Source organism: Methylomonas methanica (assembly GCF_001644035.1).
GTDB classification, from domain to species: Bacteria; Pseudomonadota; Gammaproteobacteria; order Methylococcales; family Methylomonadaceae; genus Methylomonas; species Methylomonas methanica_A.
In genome coordinates, this window is record NZ_LUUG01000075.1 from 49,382 (window position 1) to 64,885 (window position 15,504).

Sequence of the window (15,504 nt, forward strand, 5' to 3'; positions counted from 1 at the left end):
CAAAAAGGCGGACTTATGCATAAACCCACATATCGACTTAAAGCCCTGGGTTGCGCCGGGCTGAGCCTGCTCCCACTCACCGTTGCCGCGCAAACCGCGGCCGTTAACGGCGAGGACAAACCCATCGCCTTATCCATTCACTTTTTGATAACGCTGGGCATCCTGGCGGTGGTTGTGCTGGCGTTTTTACTGTATTTGCGGCATCTGCAAAAAACCTTTCTGGAAACCTGCACCCGCGAAAAACAACTGGCGCTGTTCTTTCAAAGCCCGGCCGGTCTGCCGGAAGGGACGATACGCGGTGTGATTGCGATGTTGATCGTCACCGCTTCGATGCTATTTTTGGCCTTACCCAACAACCAGTTTCCGGACGTATTGGGCGGTATCCTCGGCACCATCATCGGTTTTTATTTCGGCGCCCGCGGGCAAAATCGCGATTCCGAAAGTGCCGCATTGCAGCAAGCCCATGAGGCAACCACGCAACGCGACGAAGCCGTCAGCCAGCAACAACAATCCAAAACCGGTTCCATCCTGGAAACCGTCAGCACCGGCATCGACATGGCCCGCACCGTGGCCGGTCTACTGCCCAAAGACATTGGCGGCAAATATGTCGATCTGGCGAATAAAGTCGAAAAAGGCGTGAATGTCGCCAAAGGCCTGATGGGTGAAGGCAAAATCGAAGATGCCCTGCACGCGGTCACCGACACGCAAAACACGCTGGATCAGGACGGCCCGTTGACAGACATAGTCGGCAGCGCCGTAAAAACCTTCGGCGCTACGCTGGGTACTTTCATGCCCCCGGCGGCCTTGATCGCGGCCGTGGTGGCAGGCACCGTCAAACTGACCGGTATTTATTATCAAAAATGGAAAGCCCGGATTTTGCACATGCCCTTCTCGCCGGCGGCCGGTTTGACGCTGGAACCGGTCGACGATAACACCGGCTTCATGTTGCTGCGGCAAAGTCCGTTATTTCGTGACGCTTTCCAGGCGCAAATGGAAAACCCCAAGTTTCTGAAAGACGCGGTTAACGACTTCATAGGCAACGCCGATTCGGCGGAATTATTCGAAAAATATGCCGAACAGGGCGGCTTTAAAACCTTAGCGCAATTTGAAGAAGGCCTGGACGAATTCCATCGCGCCGCCGCCGACCGCGAATTGAAATCCTTGATCCTGGCCCGAGACCCGGCCATGTTCGGTAACACTGGCGGTTACGAGTCGGTGTTGCAAGCCGTCGATAAATTGCACCAAAACCCGGATGCATTAAAAGACCTGGATAGTTTGATCGTGGTGACTGAAAAGCTGCAAGCCGAAGACAAACCGGTCGCCGGCATGATCAACAAAATTCTGGAGGGCCCAGCGTCATGAGGCCGAATCTGAAAATAGTCATACGTTTTTTAGTGATGGGTTTGCTAGTCTCCGGCTGCGCCACCCGGCAATTGAAAAACTTCAAGGAAGCCGCCGCTGCCAACAATTGGCAGGAAATCGCCGCGGCGGAAGTTGATTGCAAAGCCGACGACGCAGCCTGTAACCAGCTACATTTGTTAAAAGGCGATGCCTGTTACCGGCTGGCCAAACAAAACACCGACAGCGTCAAAAACTATCAGTGCGCCGCCGAGCAACTCGAACAAGGGATTCATCTGACAACCGACTGGGCCAACGCCGAGGCCGTAGTCGGCAAACGCGCCCAGTATTTCGAAAACTGGTGCGAGTCATTGCGCTTACTGCGTAGCGAACAAACCAGCACAGCCGCCGCCACGCCTTACAATCAAAAGCTGCACGCTTGTGCCCGCGAATTTCTGCAAGCCCCAGGCGCCTTAAAACCGGCCGCCACCTTTTTTCTACATAACGCCGAACTGGCTGCGATTCGTTTCCAAATCAATGATACCGGCAGTTGCCAAGCGCTGAAACAATTGCAACAAAACGAGAGTCAAGCCGCCGCACAGGCCGCCCAAAGCCGCTACGCCGACCATCATCGGCGCTTGTTAAACGACATCGCCGGGATCAAAGCGTCAATTCCCGGCTGCCCATAAGCCTTTAACAGATAGGAGCAGGTCATGGCCTTTAGTCGCCCCCTTAAATTTCAACTGCCTATGCTGCGCGGCCGCGATGTTCTTGAAGTACAAACGCGGTTAAAAAGCTTGCAAATCAACGGTGTCGGTCAGCCCGACGGGCTATTCGGTGCGAAAACCTCCGCAGCGGTCGTGACGTTTCAAGCCAGTCGCGGTTTGGACAGCGACGGTATCGTCGGCCCGTTAACCTGGAGTAGTTTGTTCCAGGACGACAGCTTCCCGAACACACAACGCCCGGCCGCCAACGACGCCGGCAGCACCGTCATCGGTCAAGATTTACTCGACGAATTAAAAGCCAGGCATGCCTATCAAGACAGCGTCTCCTGGCAATTAAGCGCAAACGGCTTACTGATAGGTAACGACGCTGCGCCGATAGGTAGCGGCGGCGAGCCGAAAACAGTCGCCAAAATCTGGAGTCAGTACAACAGCCCGTTGACGCATTGGTCCACAGAGCTGAAAGTGCCGGTCGAACTCATCATCGCCACCATCTGTACGGAGTCGTCCGGCAATCAAAACGCAGTACGCGAAGAACCCGGATTTATCGACGAAGTGCGCACGCCCCATAGAATCTCGCCGGGCTTGATGCAAACTTTAATTTCCACCGCCCGTGCGGCCCTAAATAAAGACGACATCGACAAAGCTTGGTTATTAATCCCCAGCAATTCCATACAGGCCGGCACCGCCTACATCGCCGGGCAATGGAAGCAAACCCATTTCGATCCGCCGAAAGTGGCATGCGCTTACAACGCCGGCGGCATTTATCGTAACGACTCGGCCCGCAACCGCTGGAAAATGCGCCAATATCCGATCGGCAGCGCCGAACACGCGGACCGCTTTGTCAAATGGTTTAACGACTGTTTTGTGTTTTTCGAGAACAACGGCGGCGCGCCCGAGTGTAGTTTTTTTAATGCTTTGCGCAAATAAGTTTAACTGCTGCACCTGACTCTTAGACTCCCTGAAGCTGTCATTTCCTCGAAAGTGAGGCAGGTAGACCACCGAGCGCATCCAGGCAACAGGTCTCCCACCTGCATCGGCAGTCGTAAAAGCTCCCTCTCCTCGCGGGAGAGGGTTGGGGTGAGGGGGATATAAAGCATTGATCTGCATACCCTCACCCTGCCCTCTCCCGAAGGTAGAGGGTTCTGTGTTGGCTTTTACGACAACCACCTTGGGGAAACGATGTTTGAGCTTAGGGTTAATCGCAAGATTGGCTCTTCGGTTCCCAGACTTCCCTACCACCGCCATTTGACAATTCCCTGCACCAAGGAATCTTAAACGCATGAAGGTGTCGATTGACGTGAGGTATTGCCGCATCGCCACCATCCGTGGCATAACGTCGGCTGACCTTCTTGCCAACCTTGAGGCCCAACATGCTGCAAAAACGCCTGATTGCCCTGCTGTTGCTGTTGATCCTGTTGCCGACTTTATCGGTCGGTTACATGGCCTATCGGTTTGCCATCGACAATATCCGCACGGATCGCTATAAGATTGTCGGCCGCGTGGCGGAAAGCCGCCACGAACAACTTAAACTGGTACTCGAACGCGCCGACACCCGCGCTCACGCCTTCCTGGCCGAAGTGTTAATGAAATGCGTGGCTGTCGATCAATTAAACCGCGCTTGCGCCACAGATTTTTTAAACGACTATTTACTCACCGAAGGCGCTGCCGGTGCGGTTTTTTTCCGGCGCGACGCCAATTCCGGCACGGTCAGCGTCGGCGAGCAGCCCGTGACTCTGGCCAATCTAAAAGATTTTCAACCCGGACAATTAGCCGATTTCAGCAAACCTGTACCGGAACAGCCACGTTTTTATTATGTGCTTGCCAAAGATGCCAAACTGCCTTGGCAATTGTTGGTGAGTTATCCGGTTAGCCTGATTCAAAGCATTTTTGCGGCCCATCCCGATCTGGGCAAATCCGGCGAATCGTTTCTGGCCGATGCCACCGGTTTTTTCGTTACCATACCGCGGTATGCCAGCCGACAAGGCAATAGCCATCCGATCTCTGCGCAACCGATGCAAAGCTGCCTGGCCCGGCAAAACGCAGAAATGATGGACAGCGATTACCGGGAGCGGCCGGTCATTCATGGCTTTCGCTATATTCCGGAAACCGGCGGCGGCTGCATCATGGCGCATATCGAACAAGCCGAGGCGCTGGCCCCGATTCGGACGCTGGAAAAACAGATGTTGATTACCGTGCTGGTATTTGTGGTCTTGACGACGATCATCGCCAGCACCTTGTCCAGACGTATCGTCAGACCTATTTCGCGCCTGACCGGCACCGCCAGACGCATCCGCGACGGCGATCTGTCGGTGCGCGCCGACGTCAGCGGCCTCGACGAAATCGCCGAATTGGCCAGTTCCTTCAATCACATGACCGACGCGCTGGCAGACGCCCAGCATAATCTGGAAGCCAAAGTAGCCGAGCGCACCCAAGCCCTGCGCATCAGCGAGGAACGGTATATGCTTGCCGAGCGTGCCGTTAACGACGGCATTTGGGACTGGGATATCGTGCATCACGAATACTATTTATCGCCGCGCTGGAACAAAATCCTGGGCTATGCCGACGGTGAATTACCCAATGTGGAATCCATTTTCTTCGAATTAATCCATCCGGACGACAAACCGCGCGCTAGCGAAGCGTTTCGCAAACATCTGGAGCATAACGAGCGCTACACCACCGAACTGCGTTTGCGGCATAAAGACGGCAGCTATCGCTGGGTGCTGGATCGCGGGGACGCGTTGCGCGATGCCGACGGCAAGCCGGTGCGGATGGTCGGTTCCATCACTGACATCACCGAACGCAAAGCGGCGGAAGCCGAGTTGCTGAAGTACCGCGAACATCTGGAAGAACTGGTGGCGATGGCCACCACGGAAGTCAAAGCCATCGTGCAAACCGCGGTAAACGGCGTTATTTCCATCGACAGCAGCGGTCTGATTCGGATGTTTAATCCCGCCGCCGAAAAATTATTCGGCTGGAGCAGCGCCGAAATCGTCGGCAAAAATGTCTCGCTACTGATGCCGGAGCCGGATGCTTCAGCGCACGACAGTTACATCCAGCATTTTCTGGCTACCAATCAGGCCAAAATTCTCGGTATCGAGCGGGAAGTTATCGCCCAACGCAAGGACGGCAGCCGCTTTCCGGCCAATCTAGCTGTGGGCCACGGTATCATCTCGGAGGGTCGACATATGTTTGTCGGCTTTATTTCCGACATCAGCCTGCAAAAACAAGCCGAACAGGAACTGAGACTAGCCAAGGAAGCTGCGGAAGCGGCCGCCAAAGCCAAGGCCAACTTCCTGGCCAATATGAGCCACGAAATCCGTACACCGATGAACACGGTGATCGGCTTTGCCGAAGTTGCCTTGCAAGATCAAAACCTGGCGGGCGATACGCGCGGCCATATAAAAACCATCCTCAGTTCCGGTCGGCATCTGCTGAGCGTGATTAACGACATTCTGGACTTTTCTAAAATCGAAGCCGGTAAGGTGGAGTTGGAATCGGTCTGTTTCAATCTGCCGTTTGCGGTGCAAGAGGCATTGCAGATCATGGGTTTGCGCGCCGCCGAAAAAGGCTTGCGCATCGATTTGGCGATAGAAGCTGGCTTGCCCACCCATTTCGTCGGCGACCCGAACCGCTTGCGGCAAGTGATTTTAAATCTGGTCGGCAACTCGGTAAAGTTCACCGATACCGGCAGCATAGGTGTGACGATCACGCGCGCGGAGGGCGTCGAGATGTTGCATTTTGCCATCAGCGACACCGGCATCGGCATGACCCCGGAACAAACCGAACACATCTTCGAATCGTTCTCGCAAGCCGACGCCACCACCAGCCGCCGTTTCGGCGGCACCGGCCTGGGTACCACCATCAGCAAACAAATTGTTGAAATGATGGGCGGCCGGATCTGGGTGGAAAGCCAGGCGGGTGTCGGCTCGGTGTTTCATTTCACCGTGCATATGCCCGAATCGGCCAGCGCGGAAAACTGCCTGTACGATGTTAGCTCCGTGCATACCGTGGCCTATTTTTCGCCGCGCCGATTTAAGGTATTGCTGGCCGAAGACATAGAAGCCAATGCCACGCTGGCGCGCCTGCGTCTGGAACAGCAAGGCCATCAAGTCAGCTGGGTCAAAAACGGCCAGGAAGCAGTGGATGCCTTTCGCAGTGGCGACTACGACCTGATACTGATGGACCTGCAAATGCCGGTGCTTGACGGCATCGCCGCTACCCGGCAAATTCGCGAACTGGAAAAACCCGGCGGCGGCCATATCCCGATTCTGGCTTTGACCGCCAGCGTACTAAGCCACGAACGCCGCGAGTCGCTGGACGCCGGCATAGACACCATTGTCGGCAAACCCATCGATGTCGACGATTTATTGACGCAGATGGAAAGACTGGTACCCAAGGGCCACGGCATCGCCAATACCGGCATCAGCATCGCCGAACCGCCGAAAATTGCCGTGGACTTTACGCCCTTGGCCGGCGTCGCGGATTACGAAAAAGGCTTGGCAACCTGGCTGGACCCCTTGATTTACGCCGATGCCTTATTAAACTTTGCCGAACAACACGGTGGGGACGGCCGTAAATTGCTGCGTAATCTACAAGAACATCCGGAAAATCCAGAAGCGGTCAGGCGCATCGCCCATGCTTTAAAAGGCGTGGCCGGTAATCTGGCGCTCTCGACCATAGCATGTCTGGCCACTGACATCGACGCGCAATTCAAAACCGGCGATCCGCAAAATATTGTGCAACTGATCGAAACGCTGGACGCTGCGTTAAACGCCGCCGTCCAAGCCATACGCCGGCTAAAACTGCCGACTAAACCGGTAGCTGTCGCAGCAATACCCTTCGACGCCGAGCAGGTCGGCAGTCTGTTACAGCAATTGAACACCGCGCTGGACGCCTTGAATCCTGACCACGTCGAACCGATTTTAGAGCAGCTCAGCGCGTTTCTCGACGAAACCGAGCTAAAAGCCGTCCGCTTCGAGGTCGATAGTTTCGATTTCGACGCCGCGAAAACCCAAGTTAAACTCTTATTGGATAAATTAGCGATCACGCTTAAGGAAGTGCCCCAATGAAAGACAGCTATAAAGTGCTGCTGGTAGACGACGAACCAAATAATTTAAAGGTGCTCCAGCAGATCCTCAAAGATCGCTTTCAACTGCTGTTTGCCATTAACGGCGAAAAAGCCCTGGCGGCCGCCAAAGAACATCAACCGGACATTATTCTGCTGGATATCATGATGCCGAACATGGATGGCTACCAAGTGTGTACGCATTTAAAAGCCGATCCGCTGACCGCGAAAATCCCGGTGATTTTCGTCACCGCGATGGGAGAAATGGAAAACGAGGCGCGCGGTTTCGATGTCGGCGCGGTCGATTACATACAAAAACCGGTCTCCGGCCCCATCGTGCTGCGCCGGGTGCAAACTCATCTATCGCTGGTACGGGTGGACGAATTGGACCAACTCGCCCGCGCCGCCATCGAAATGCTCGGCGACGCTGGCCACTATAACGACCCATACACCGGCGATCACATCTGGCGCATGGCCGCTTATTCGGCGGCACTGGCCCGCGCCGCCGGCTGGTCGCCGTCGCAAGTGGCGATGATGGAATTGGCCTCCCCCACGCACGACACCGGCAAAATCGGCATTCCGCACGGCATTCTGAAAGCGGCGCGGGCTTTGAACGAAGAGGAATGGCCCATCATGCAGTCGCATTCGCAAATCGGCTACGACATCTTGAATAAAAGCGACAATCCGGTATTTAAAATGGCCGCGGAAATTGCCCGTCATCACCACGAAAAATGGGATGGCAGCGGTTACCCTTTGGGCTTGGCCGGCGAAGCGATTCCGGAGTCGGCCAGAATAGTGGCGATTGCCGATGTGTTCGATGCGTTGACCACGAAACGTCCCTACAAAGAACCGTGGCCGCTGGAGGAGACCTTAAAATCCATGCAAAACATGGCCGGCAGCCATTTCGATCCGCGCCTGCTGGCCTTGTTTATGGAAATAATGCCGGAAATTCTGCGCTTGAAAGCGGCATGGGGCCAATAATCGCCTGGGATTTACTAAATATCGTATTGGTGACGAATCTCCGTAACGATTCAACTGGGAATTCGGCCTTTCTGTTTTTGCCAGTATTGGCCTTTAAGCACTCACACCTTATTCCATAAGGCTTAGCGGCCACATAGGACAAACCCAATTTAATTCAACAGCTTTGGCACTTTTTATGCTGCTTAAACTTTGTCATTAAATAACAAGGGGTGTGTCATGAAAACCTACGAAAAAATACAAATCGGCGATGTCATCCACAGTAATTGGTATGGCGACGGCACCGTAACAGACTTTAATGAAACCGGGGCGGGCAAAATCAAATTCGGCAGATTCTTTGTGCTATTCCGGGAGTTTGAGATTTTTTATGCTAACGGCTGGATGTTGGCGGTATAAGGTCATTACCACCAGCCGATAGGCTATTGCTGTCGGATACGATGGCGTAAGCGGTATGAGAAAACGCAAAACACTGCTTAAACACGTTTTAGTTCGGGCATTAACTCGGCGGATGCACCAATAGACGCATCCGCAGCGATGTTGGCAAACATTTCAAACGGCTGATTCCGTCTTGAAACCGACGTAGAAGAATGTGACTACCTAACTGCCCCAGCGCCCTCAATAAACAAATTAACCGCCGACAGTCGCCAGATTTACGATTTAGCCGCACTCTTACTGCCCAATAAAATGGTATGGCGTTGGTAGCCGTCGTCTGTTGCGGAAGCCTCCGCCTCGGTTTTCCGCAATTGCTCGGCCCGGTCTTTTTCTATGGCTTCTCTGAGCACATCGCGATAAGACCGATTGATGCTACTGGCATATTGCGTGTCTTTTTTCTCCTGCGTTTCGGCGATGGTCTTGGTCGGTTCCGGGTCGTAACGTTCTTCAAGTTCCTCAGCCAGTTTTTTCAACTGCTGGCTGATTGCCAAGGCCAATGGCGACGAATGGGTTTTGTTGTCGTCCAAATTGAAAATCCGGATCATTTCATCTCGCAAATTAAACCCGTACACCACCGGGTCGCCATGCTTTTGCTGAAAATCGTAGGCAATAAAAAAATCCAGCGGATTGGTAGGATTTTTATCGAAGAAGATCGTGGCGCTTTCCATGGTGTAATTCAGCGCCTCGACAAACTGCTTCCTGGCCTGTTCCATTTCTTCAAAGATAAAATCATCGGCTATTTGTTTTACGATGTATTTCATAATCCGCTCCGGCGTAAATTCGATTGACCCGTCAACATAAAACTCGCTGCATCCTACTCTGTTTCGCACCGGGCGTGAATGATTCACTTTGGGCTGCACAAGTTTGTCTTGATGGTGCAGCCAATCGGCATATTGAGATGTTTCAGCGCATTTATGCCGCATAAAATGGCTATGTGCGCACTCCCAGCAACCGCGACGGCGTTCACCACACTGCCGAGAGAACTCCCCAGTCCCCATGCACCACGCATGTGCAAAAAAAGCACCTCCGAATCAATAGAGTGCATCCTTTTTTTCCTAGCCGAGATGCACTCGCCAATTACCCCAAAAACAGGTGTAAGCAAAATAGCCATAACATACTGTTTATAAATGTTTTTTATAAATAACTACCACTAAAATTATCAAACTGGCATCAGCATTGCTAAGTAACAAGCAATACTCCAGTGTAGGAGTGGTAAACCAAAACCCCGCTCATTGTTGAGCACTAAAGACAAAGGCGTCTATGTCCGGCTTGCAAGCAAGTCGGACATAGACGCCTTTTTTTTTGGCCAATTTTTCTCAATTGACAGGAAACGACATGAAACAGAACAGCATATTCACCCCAAAGACACTAGCCGCCGCGCTAAGCTCGGTCGTCGCACTGGCGGTACTGGGCTTTTCCAACCACAGTTTCGCCGCCGGCAAACTGGAAAAAGAAGACTTGAAATTCGGTTTTATTAAACTGACCGATATGGCACCGCTGGCGGTAGCAGCCGAAAAAGGCTTTTTCGAGGAAGAAGGCTTATTCGTCCAATTAGAGGCGCAGGCCAATTGGAAGGTAGTGATGGACCGGGTGATCAACGGCGAACTGGATGGCTCCCACATGTTAGCTTCCGCGCCTTTGGGCTACAGTGCCGGCTACGGCACCAAAGCGGACATCGTGGTGCCGTTCAGTATGGGTTTCAACGGCAACGCAATTACCGTGTCCAATGATATCTGGAAACAAATGAAAGCCAACATTGCAATGGAAGGCGGCAAACCCGTGCATCCTATTAAAGCGGATGCGTTGAAACCTGTAGTCGATAAATTTAAAGCGGAAGGCAAGCCGTTCAACATGGCCATGACTTTTCCACCCGGCAGCCACAACGTCAAACTGCGTTACTGGCTGGCCGCCGGCGGCATTAATCCCGGTTTTTACGCACCACCCCAAGACACTTCGGGCCAAATCAATGCCGAAGCCTTATTGGCGGTAACCCCGCCACCGCAAATGCCGGCGACATTGGAATCCGGCACTATTTACGGCTACTGTGTGGGCGAGCCTTGGAACCAACAAGCCGTCTTTAAAGGCATCGGCGTGCCGGTCATTACGGACGAAGAACTCTGGAAAGACACCCCGGAAAAAGTGTTCGGCGTGACGCAAGCTTGGGCTGATAAGTATCCCAACACCCACTTGGCTGTAACCAAAGCCTTGATTCGCGCCGCCATGTGGTTGGACGCCGAAAACAACAAAAATCGTAAAGAAGCCATCGAAATGCTCTCGCAAAAACAATATGTGGGTGCAGATGTCGAGGTGTTGGCCGCCAGCATGAACGGTACTTTTGAATACGAAAAAGGCGACAAACGCGCCTTGCCCGACTTCAACACCTTCTTCCGCCACGGCGCCAGCTACCCTTCTTACAGCAGCGCGGTTTGGTACCTAACGCAGCTGCGCCGCTGGGGCATGATCAACGAATACAAACCCGACAACTGGTATCTGGAAACCGCGAAAAAAGTTTATCGCCCTGACATCTATCTGGCTGCCGCGAAAGAACTGGTCGCCGAGGGTAAAGCCAAAGCCGAAGACTTTCCAGCCGATACCGGTATTAAGCCATCGCAAAACTTTTTCATCGACAAAATTCCGTTCGACGCCAACAAACCTAACGATTATCTGGCCAAATTTCCGATTGGCTTGAAAGGCAAACAAACCGTCTCCGGCGGCAAGATTGTCGACTAAGAAACTCTGGTGGGTGCTCTACACAAGGATCGTATGTTGATGCACGGACGCATCTTTTTTACCGACACCATTAAGACAAGCGAGTAAAGACATGACTAATACACTGATCAAATTCTTCAACATCACCGGCCTGACCTGGTTCGTACCCCTGGTGAAAATCGCCGCCGGTGAAAATCCTGCCCAACAAATGCGCCAGTTATGGCTGGTCATGGGCGTCCCCATCATCGCTTTCATCTTATTTCTGGGATTTTGGAGTGTAACAGCCGCGCGCATCAATACCAGCTTGGGCGCCATTCCCGGTCCGGTCGCGGTCTGGTCGGAAGTGAGCGGCCTGGTGACCGAACACTATGCCGAAAAAACCAAAATGGCCGAGTTTTATCAACGTCAGGAACTGCGTAATAAGGAAAAACTGGCCGAAGACCCCAAAGCCGAAATCAAGCCGCGTCCCTACACCGGTAAACCGACTTATCTGGACCAAATTTTTACCAGCCTGAGTACCGTGTTTGCCGGTTTTATCATCGCCACTCTGATCGCCGTGCCTTTGGGCATCGTCTGCGGGATGAGTCCGGTGCTGAATACAGCGTTCAATCCGCTGATCCAAATCTTCAAACCGGTATCGCCGCTGGCCTGGCTGCCCATCGTCACCCTGGTGGTGAGTGCGATGTATGTTACCGACGACGATTCCTGGTTTGCCAAATCCTTCGTCACCTCGGCGATTACCGTGACCTTATGTTCCTTGTGGCCAACGCTGATCAACACCGCCGTCGGCGTGTCCTCCATTGACCGCGATCTGGTGAATGTCGGCAAAGTATTAAGACTGGATTGGGCCACGCAAATCAAACGCATCATTCTGCCCTCCGCTTTGCCTTATATCTTTACCGGGATGCGCCTATCCTTGGGCGTGGGTTGGATGGTCTTGATTGCCGCCGAGATGCTGGCGCAAAACCCCGGTTTAGGCAAATTCGTCTGGGACGAATTCCAGAACGGCAGTTCCAACTCTTTGAGCAGAATCATGGTGGCGGTATTTACCATCGGTATTATCGGTTTCATTCTCGACCGGGTAATGCACTCTTTACAAAACCTGTTCTCGTTCCAAAAAATCTGAGGATACCGTCATGAGCGCCGCCCAAGCAAAAATCATCGAACTTTCCATGCACAAACAATCCGCCATGTCTTCCGCTCCCGCCAACGATGCCTATAAGCCGCTAGTAGAGTTAAAAAATGTCTGTAAATCCTACGGGGAAGGCAAAGATAAAACCTCCATCCTCAGAGACATTAATCTGGATATTCGCGAAGGAGAGTTTATCGCCATCGTCGGCTTTTCCGGCAGCGGCAAAACTACCTTGGTATCTATGATCGCCGGTTTGATCCATGTCGATAGCGGCGAACTTTTAAAACAGGGCCAGCCCATCACCGAACCCGGACCGGATCGCGGCGTGGTATTTCAAAACTATTCCTTGATGCCCTGGTTGACTGTTTATCAAAACGTGGCGCTGGCGGTGGATGCGATCTTCAAGGACTGGACGCCGGAACAACGCCGCGCGCACACCGAAAAATACGTAAAAATGGTGAACCTGGGCCGGGCGATGGACAAAAAACCGGGCGAACTGTCAGGCGGCATGCGCCAACGTGTCAACGTGGCCCGCGCGCTGGCCGCCAACCCGGATATTTTGCTGCTGGACGAACCGCTCAGCGCCCTGGATGCGCTGACCAGGGGCAATCTGCAAGATGAAATCCTGCAAATCTGGGAACAGGATAAAAAGACCGTCATCCTGATTACCAACGACGTGGACGAAGCCATTTACATGGCCGACCGGGTAATTCCGCTCAATCCCGGCCCGGACGCCAGCTTCGGCCCGGCCTTTACGATCAATCTGGAACGGCCGCGCGACCGCACCGCGCTGAACCATAACGAAGAATTTAAACGCCTGCGCGCCGAAATCACCCGCTATCTGATGAATATAGGCATGGAAAAAGCGCAAGCCGACACCGGCGACAAGCTGAAACTGCCGGATGTACGTCCCAATACCAGCAACGATTGGAAACTGGATACGTCCGCACTGAAACCCAGTGCCCGCGATCTGGGCAAAGCCCGTTACCTGGAATTTGCCGGTCTGTCGAAAATCTACCCGACTCCGGACGGCAACAGCACCGTCAAAGTGGTAGACGGCTTTGATTTGAAAATGAAGAAAGGCGAATTCATTTCCATTATCGGCCACTCCGGTTGCGGTAAATCCACGGTGTTGTCGATGACCGCAGGTCTGAACGAAATTTCCGAAGGCGGCATTGTCTTGGATAACCGGGAAATCGACGGCGCCGGCCCGGATCGCGGCGTGGTGTTTCAAGCCCCCAGCCTGTTTCCCTGGCTGACCGCTTTCGAAAACGTGATGCTGGGCGTCGATAAAGTCTATCCGCATGCCAGCCAGGACGAACGCGACGACATCGTCGAATATTATTTAACCCGCGTCGGCCTGGCCGACGCGATGTTCAAAAAAGCCGCCGACATGTCAAACGGCATGCGCCAACGCGTCGGCATCGCCCGCGCCTTTGCCCTATCGCCCAAATTATTGCTGCTAGACGAACCGTTCGGCATGCTGGATTCGTTGACACGCTGGGAGTTGCAGGAAGTATTGATGGAAGTCTGGGAACGCACCCACGTGACCGCAATTGTGGTCACCCACGATGTCGATGAAGCCATATTATTGGCAGATAGAGTGGTGATGATGACCAACGGCCCGCACGCCAAAATCGGCAAGATTCAAGAAATCGACCTGCCCCGGCCCCGCACCCGCAAAGCCCTGCTGGAACATCCCGATTACTACAAATACCGGGAGAGCCTGCTGAGCTTCTTGTCCGAATGCGACCACACCCATTAATTCACAATCGTTTATTTCCCTAGGGGGCCTTATGCCACAAACAGTTAAACGCCAATCCGGCAAGTTACCGGCAACGCTATTATCGCTAACCTTTGTCAGCCTGCCTGCCGCCGCCGACATCACCAAAGAGGTGGAAGATGCGTTGAATTTCTACCATTACGGCAGCAACGGCGCGGTAAAAATGGATTTGAACTACCGCTGGGAGAATGTGGATAAGGACGCCAACGCCGCCTTAGCCCGCAAACCCGCTAACCTGGGCGGCCAACCACTGGAAACCGCCAACGCCAATACTGTGCGTCTGCGGCTGGGTTTCCTGACCCCGGTTTTCCATGATTTTCAAGGTTACGCGGAATACGAAGGCCTCTATGCGGCGCAAGCAGACTACGACCGCGGCGGCACTACCACTAACCGCGACCGTAACTATGCCGTGATTGCCGATCCCGCACGCAACGAGCTTAATCAATTCTGGTTAAGCTACAAAGGTATCGCCGACACCATAATCAAAGTTGGCCGGCAACGCATCAAGTTGGACGACGACCGCTTCATCGGTAACGTCGGCTGGCGGCAGATGGAAATGACCTATGACTCGATTCTTATCACCCACAACAATCAGACCTTGTTCGGGCTGACGGCAAACGTCGGCTATATCGACCACATCCAAAACATATTCGGCGAAACTCATTCAATAAACGCTCCATTCTTAAACCTGAATTACAAGATCAACGACTGGGGTAACCTGATCGGTTACGGATATTGGCTGGATTACCGCGAACGCGCTAACTACGCTAACTCCTCGCAAACTTACGGCCTGCGCTTCGACGGCAAATCGCCACAGTTTTTTGACACTGTAAACGCCATCTACACCGCCGAATGGAGCAAACAATCGGACTACGGCGACAACCCCAACCACTATCAAGCTGACCGCATAAACCTGATGGCCGGGGCCAGTGCTTACAATCTAACCGTGTCAGGTGCCGTGGAGCAGCTAAATGGCTACGGCGCCGGCAAGGCTTTTCAAACCCCGTTGGGCACCAATCACGCTTTCCAGGGTTGGGCCGATTTATTTCTAACCACGCCGGCTAATGGTATCCGCGACGTCTTCGCCACCGCCAGCTACAAAGCGATGAATGACAGCTTGATCATTACCGGCGTCTATCACGACTTTAAAGACGATACCGGCAAAATAGAATACGGTAAGGAATGGGATTTCCAGGCCGTGAAGAAATTTGGCAAACACTACTCACTGTTGGCCAAGTACGCGAACTTTAATAGCGATAGCCCGGCGTTCCCAGACACCCAAGTGATTTGGATGCAAGGCAACGTCAGCTTCTAGGCAACAGCGACGCAAACTGTTTTGAAC

General features: G+C 53.3%; 11 protein-coding genes. 10 read left to right on the forward strand and 1 reads right to left on the reverse strand.

Annotated features, from left to right (window positions below; genetic code table 11):
• Positions 1-15: 15 nt before the first annotated feature.
• From A1332_RS12950 to A1332_RS25325, 6 genes are all read left to right on the forward strand, one after another.
• Complete coding sequence (locus tag A1332_RS12950; protein WP_064008906.1) at positions 16-1,362, forward strand: hypothetical protein; 1,347 nt, start codon at positions 16-18, stop codon at positions 1,360-1,362.
• On the forward strand, positions 1,359-2,027 hold the full coding sequence (locus A1332_RS12955; protein ID WP_064008907.1) for a hypothetical protein: 669 nt from the start codon (positions 1,359-1,361) through the stop codon (positions 2,025-2,027). The genes A1332_RS12950 and A1332_RS12955 overlap by 4 nt, the downstream gene beginning before the upstream one ends.
• Positions 2,028-2,051: 24 nt before the next feature.
• The gene (locus A1332_RS25670; protein ID WP_064008908.1) at positions 2,052-2,990 is read left to right on the forward strand and encodes a peptidoglycan-binding protein; all 939 of its coding nucleotides are present in this window, start codon (positions 2,052-2,054) and stop codon (positions 2,988-2,990) included.
• Positions 2,991-3,433: 443 nt separating this feature from the next.
• Positions 3,434-7,132 carry a PAS domain S-box protein gene (locus A1332_RS12965; RefSeq protein ID WP_064008909.1) on the forward strand — a complete coding sequence of 1,233 codons (3,699 nt, stop codon included), beginning with the start codon at positions 3,434-3,436 and terminating at the stop codon, positions 7,130-7,132.
• The gene (locus A1332_RS12970; RefSeq protein WP_064008910.1) at positions 7,129-8,109 is read left to right on the forward strand and encodes a response regulator; all 981 of its coding nucleotides are present in this window, start codon (positions 7,129-7,131) and stop codon (positions 8,107-8,109) included. Before A1332_RS12965 ends, A1332_RS12970 begins: the two co-directional genes overlap by 4 nt.
• A 216-nt stretch (positions 8,110-8,325) precedes the next feature.
• Positions 8,326-8,502: a hypothetical protein gene (locus A1332_RS25325; RefSeq protein WP_157204011.1), complete on the forward strand. Its 177-nt coding sequence runs from the start codon at positions 8,326-8,328 to the stop codon at positions 8,500-8,502.
• 254 nt (positions 8,503-8,756) lie between these two features.
• Here the strand turns inward: A1332_RS25325 and A1332_RS12975 are convergent, their stop codons facing one another.
• Positions 8,757-9,299 carry a hypothetical protein gene (locus A1332_RS12975; protein WP_064008911.1) on the reverse strand — a complete coding sequence of 181 codons (543 nt, stop codon included), beginning with the start codon at positions 9,297-9,299 and terminating at the stop codon, positions 8,757-8,759.
• A gap of 574 nt (positions 9,300-9,873) precedes the next feature.
• Between A1332_RS12975 and A1332_RS12985 the strand changes: the two genes are divergently transcribed.
• The 4 genes from A1332_RS12985 (at position 9,874) to A1332_RS13000 (ending at position 15,477) form a co-directional block, all read left to right on the forward strand.
• A complete protein-coding gene (locus A1332_RS12985; protein ID WP_064008913.1) occupies positions 9,874-11,268 on the forward strand; it encodes a CmpA/NrtA family ABC transporter substrate-binding protein in 1,395 nt (464 codons plus the stop codon).
• Positions 11,269-11,359: 91 nt separating this feature from the next.
• Positions 11,360-12,373, forward strand: a complete 1,014-nt coding sequence (locus tag A1332_RS12990) for an ABC transporter permease (protein WP_064008914.1) — start codon at positions 11,360-11,362, stop codon at positions 12,371-12,373.
• Between the two features lie 10 nt (positions 12,374-12,383).
• On the forward strand, positions 12,384-14,144 hold the full coding sequence (locus A1332_RS12995) for an ABC transporter ATP-binding protein (protein ID WP_197491453.1): 1,761 nt from the start codon (positions 12,384-12,386) through the stop codon (positions 14,142-14,144).
• 31 nt (positions 14,145-14,175) lie between these two features.
• Entirely contained in the window at positions 14,176-15,477 is a 1,302-nt protein-coding gene (locus A1332_RS13000) for an alginate export family protein (protein ID WP_064008915.1), read from the forward strand.
• Positions 15,478-15,504 lie beyond the last annotated feature (27 nt).

Excerpts from the sequence above, each read along its gene's own strand:
- A1332_RS12995 (WP_197491453.1), top strand. The coding sequence starts at position 12,384 with ATGAGCGCCGCCCAAGCAAAAATCATCGAACTTTCCATGCACAAACAA.
- A1332_RS12950 (WP_064008906.1), top strand. The coding sequence starts at position 16 with ATGCATAAACCCACATATCGACTTAAAGCCCTGGGTTGCGCCGGGCTG.
- A1332_RS12965 (WP_064008909.1), top strand. The coding sequence starts at position 3,434 with ATGCTGCAAAAACGCCTGATTGCCCTGCTGTTGCTGTTGATCCTGTTG.
- A1332_RS12985 (WP_064008913.1), top strand. The coding sequence starts at position 9,874 with ATGAAACAGAACAGCATATTCACCCCAAAGACACTAGCCGCCGCGCTA.
- A1332_RS12970 (WP_064008910.1), top strand. The coding sequence starts at position 7,129 with ATGAAAGACAGCTATAAAGTGCTGCTGGTAGACGACGAACCAAATAAT.
- A1332_RS25325 (WP_157204011.1), top strand. The coding sequence starts at position 8,326 with ATGAAAACCTACGAAAAAATACAAATCGGCGATGTCATCCACAGTAAT.
- A1332_RS12955 (WP_064008907.1), top strand. The coding sequence starts at position 1,359 with ATGAGGCCGAATCTGAAAATAGTCATACGTTTTTTAGTGATGGGTTTG.
- A1332_RS12975 (WP_064008911.1), bottom strand. The coding sequence starts at position 9,299 with ATGAAATACATCGTAAAACAAATAGCCGATGATTTTATCTTTGAAGAA.
- A1332_RS13000 (WP_064008915.1), top strand. The coding sequence starts at position 14,176 with ATGCCACAAACAGTTAAACGCCAATCCGGCAAGTTACCGGCAACGCTA.
- A1332_RS25670 (WP_064008908.1), top strand. The coding sequence starts at position 2,052 with ATGGCCTTTAGTCGCCCCCTTAAATTTCAACTGCCTATGCTGCGCGGC.
- A1332_RS12990 (WP_064008914.1), top strand. The coding sequence starts at position 11,360 with ATGACTAATACACTGATCAAATTCTTCAACATCACCGGCCTGACCTGG.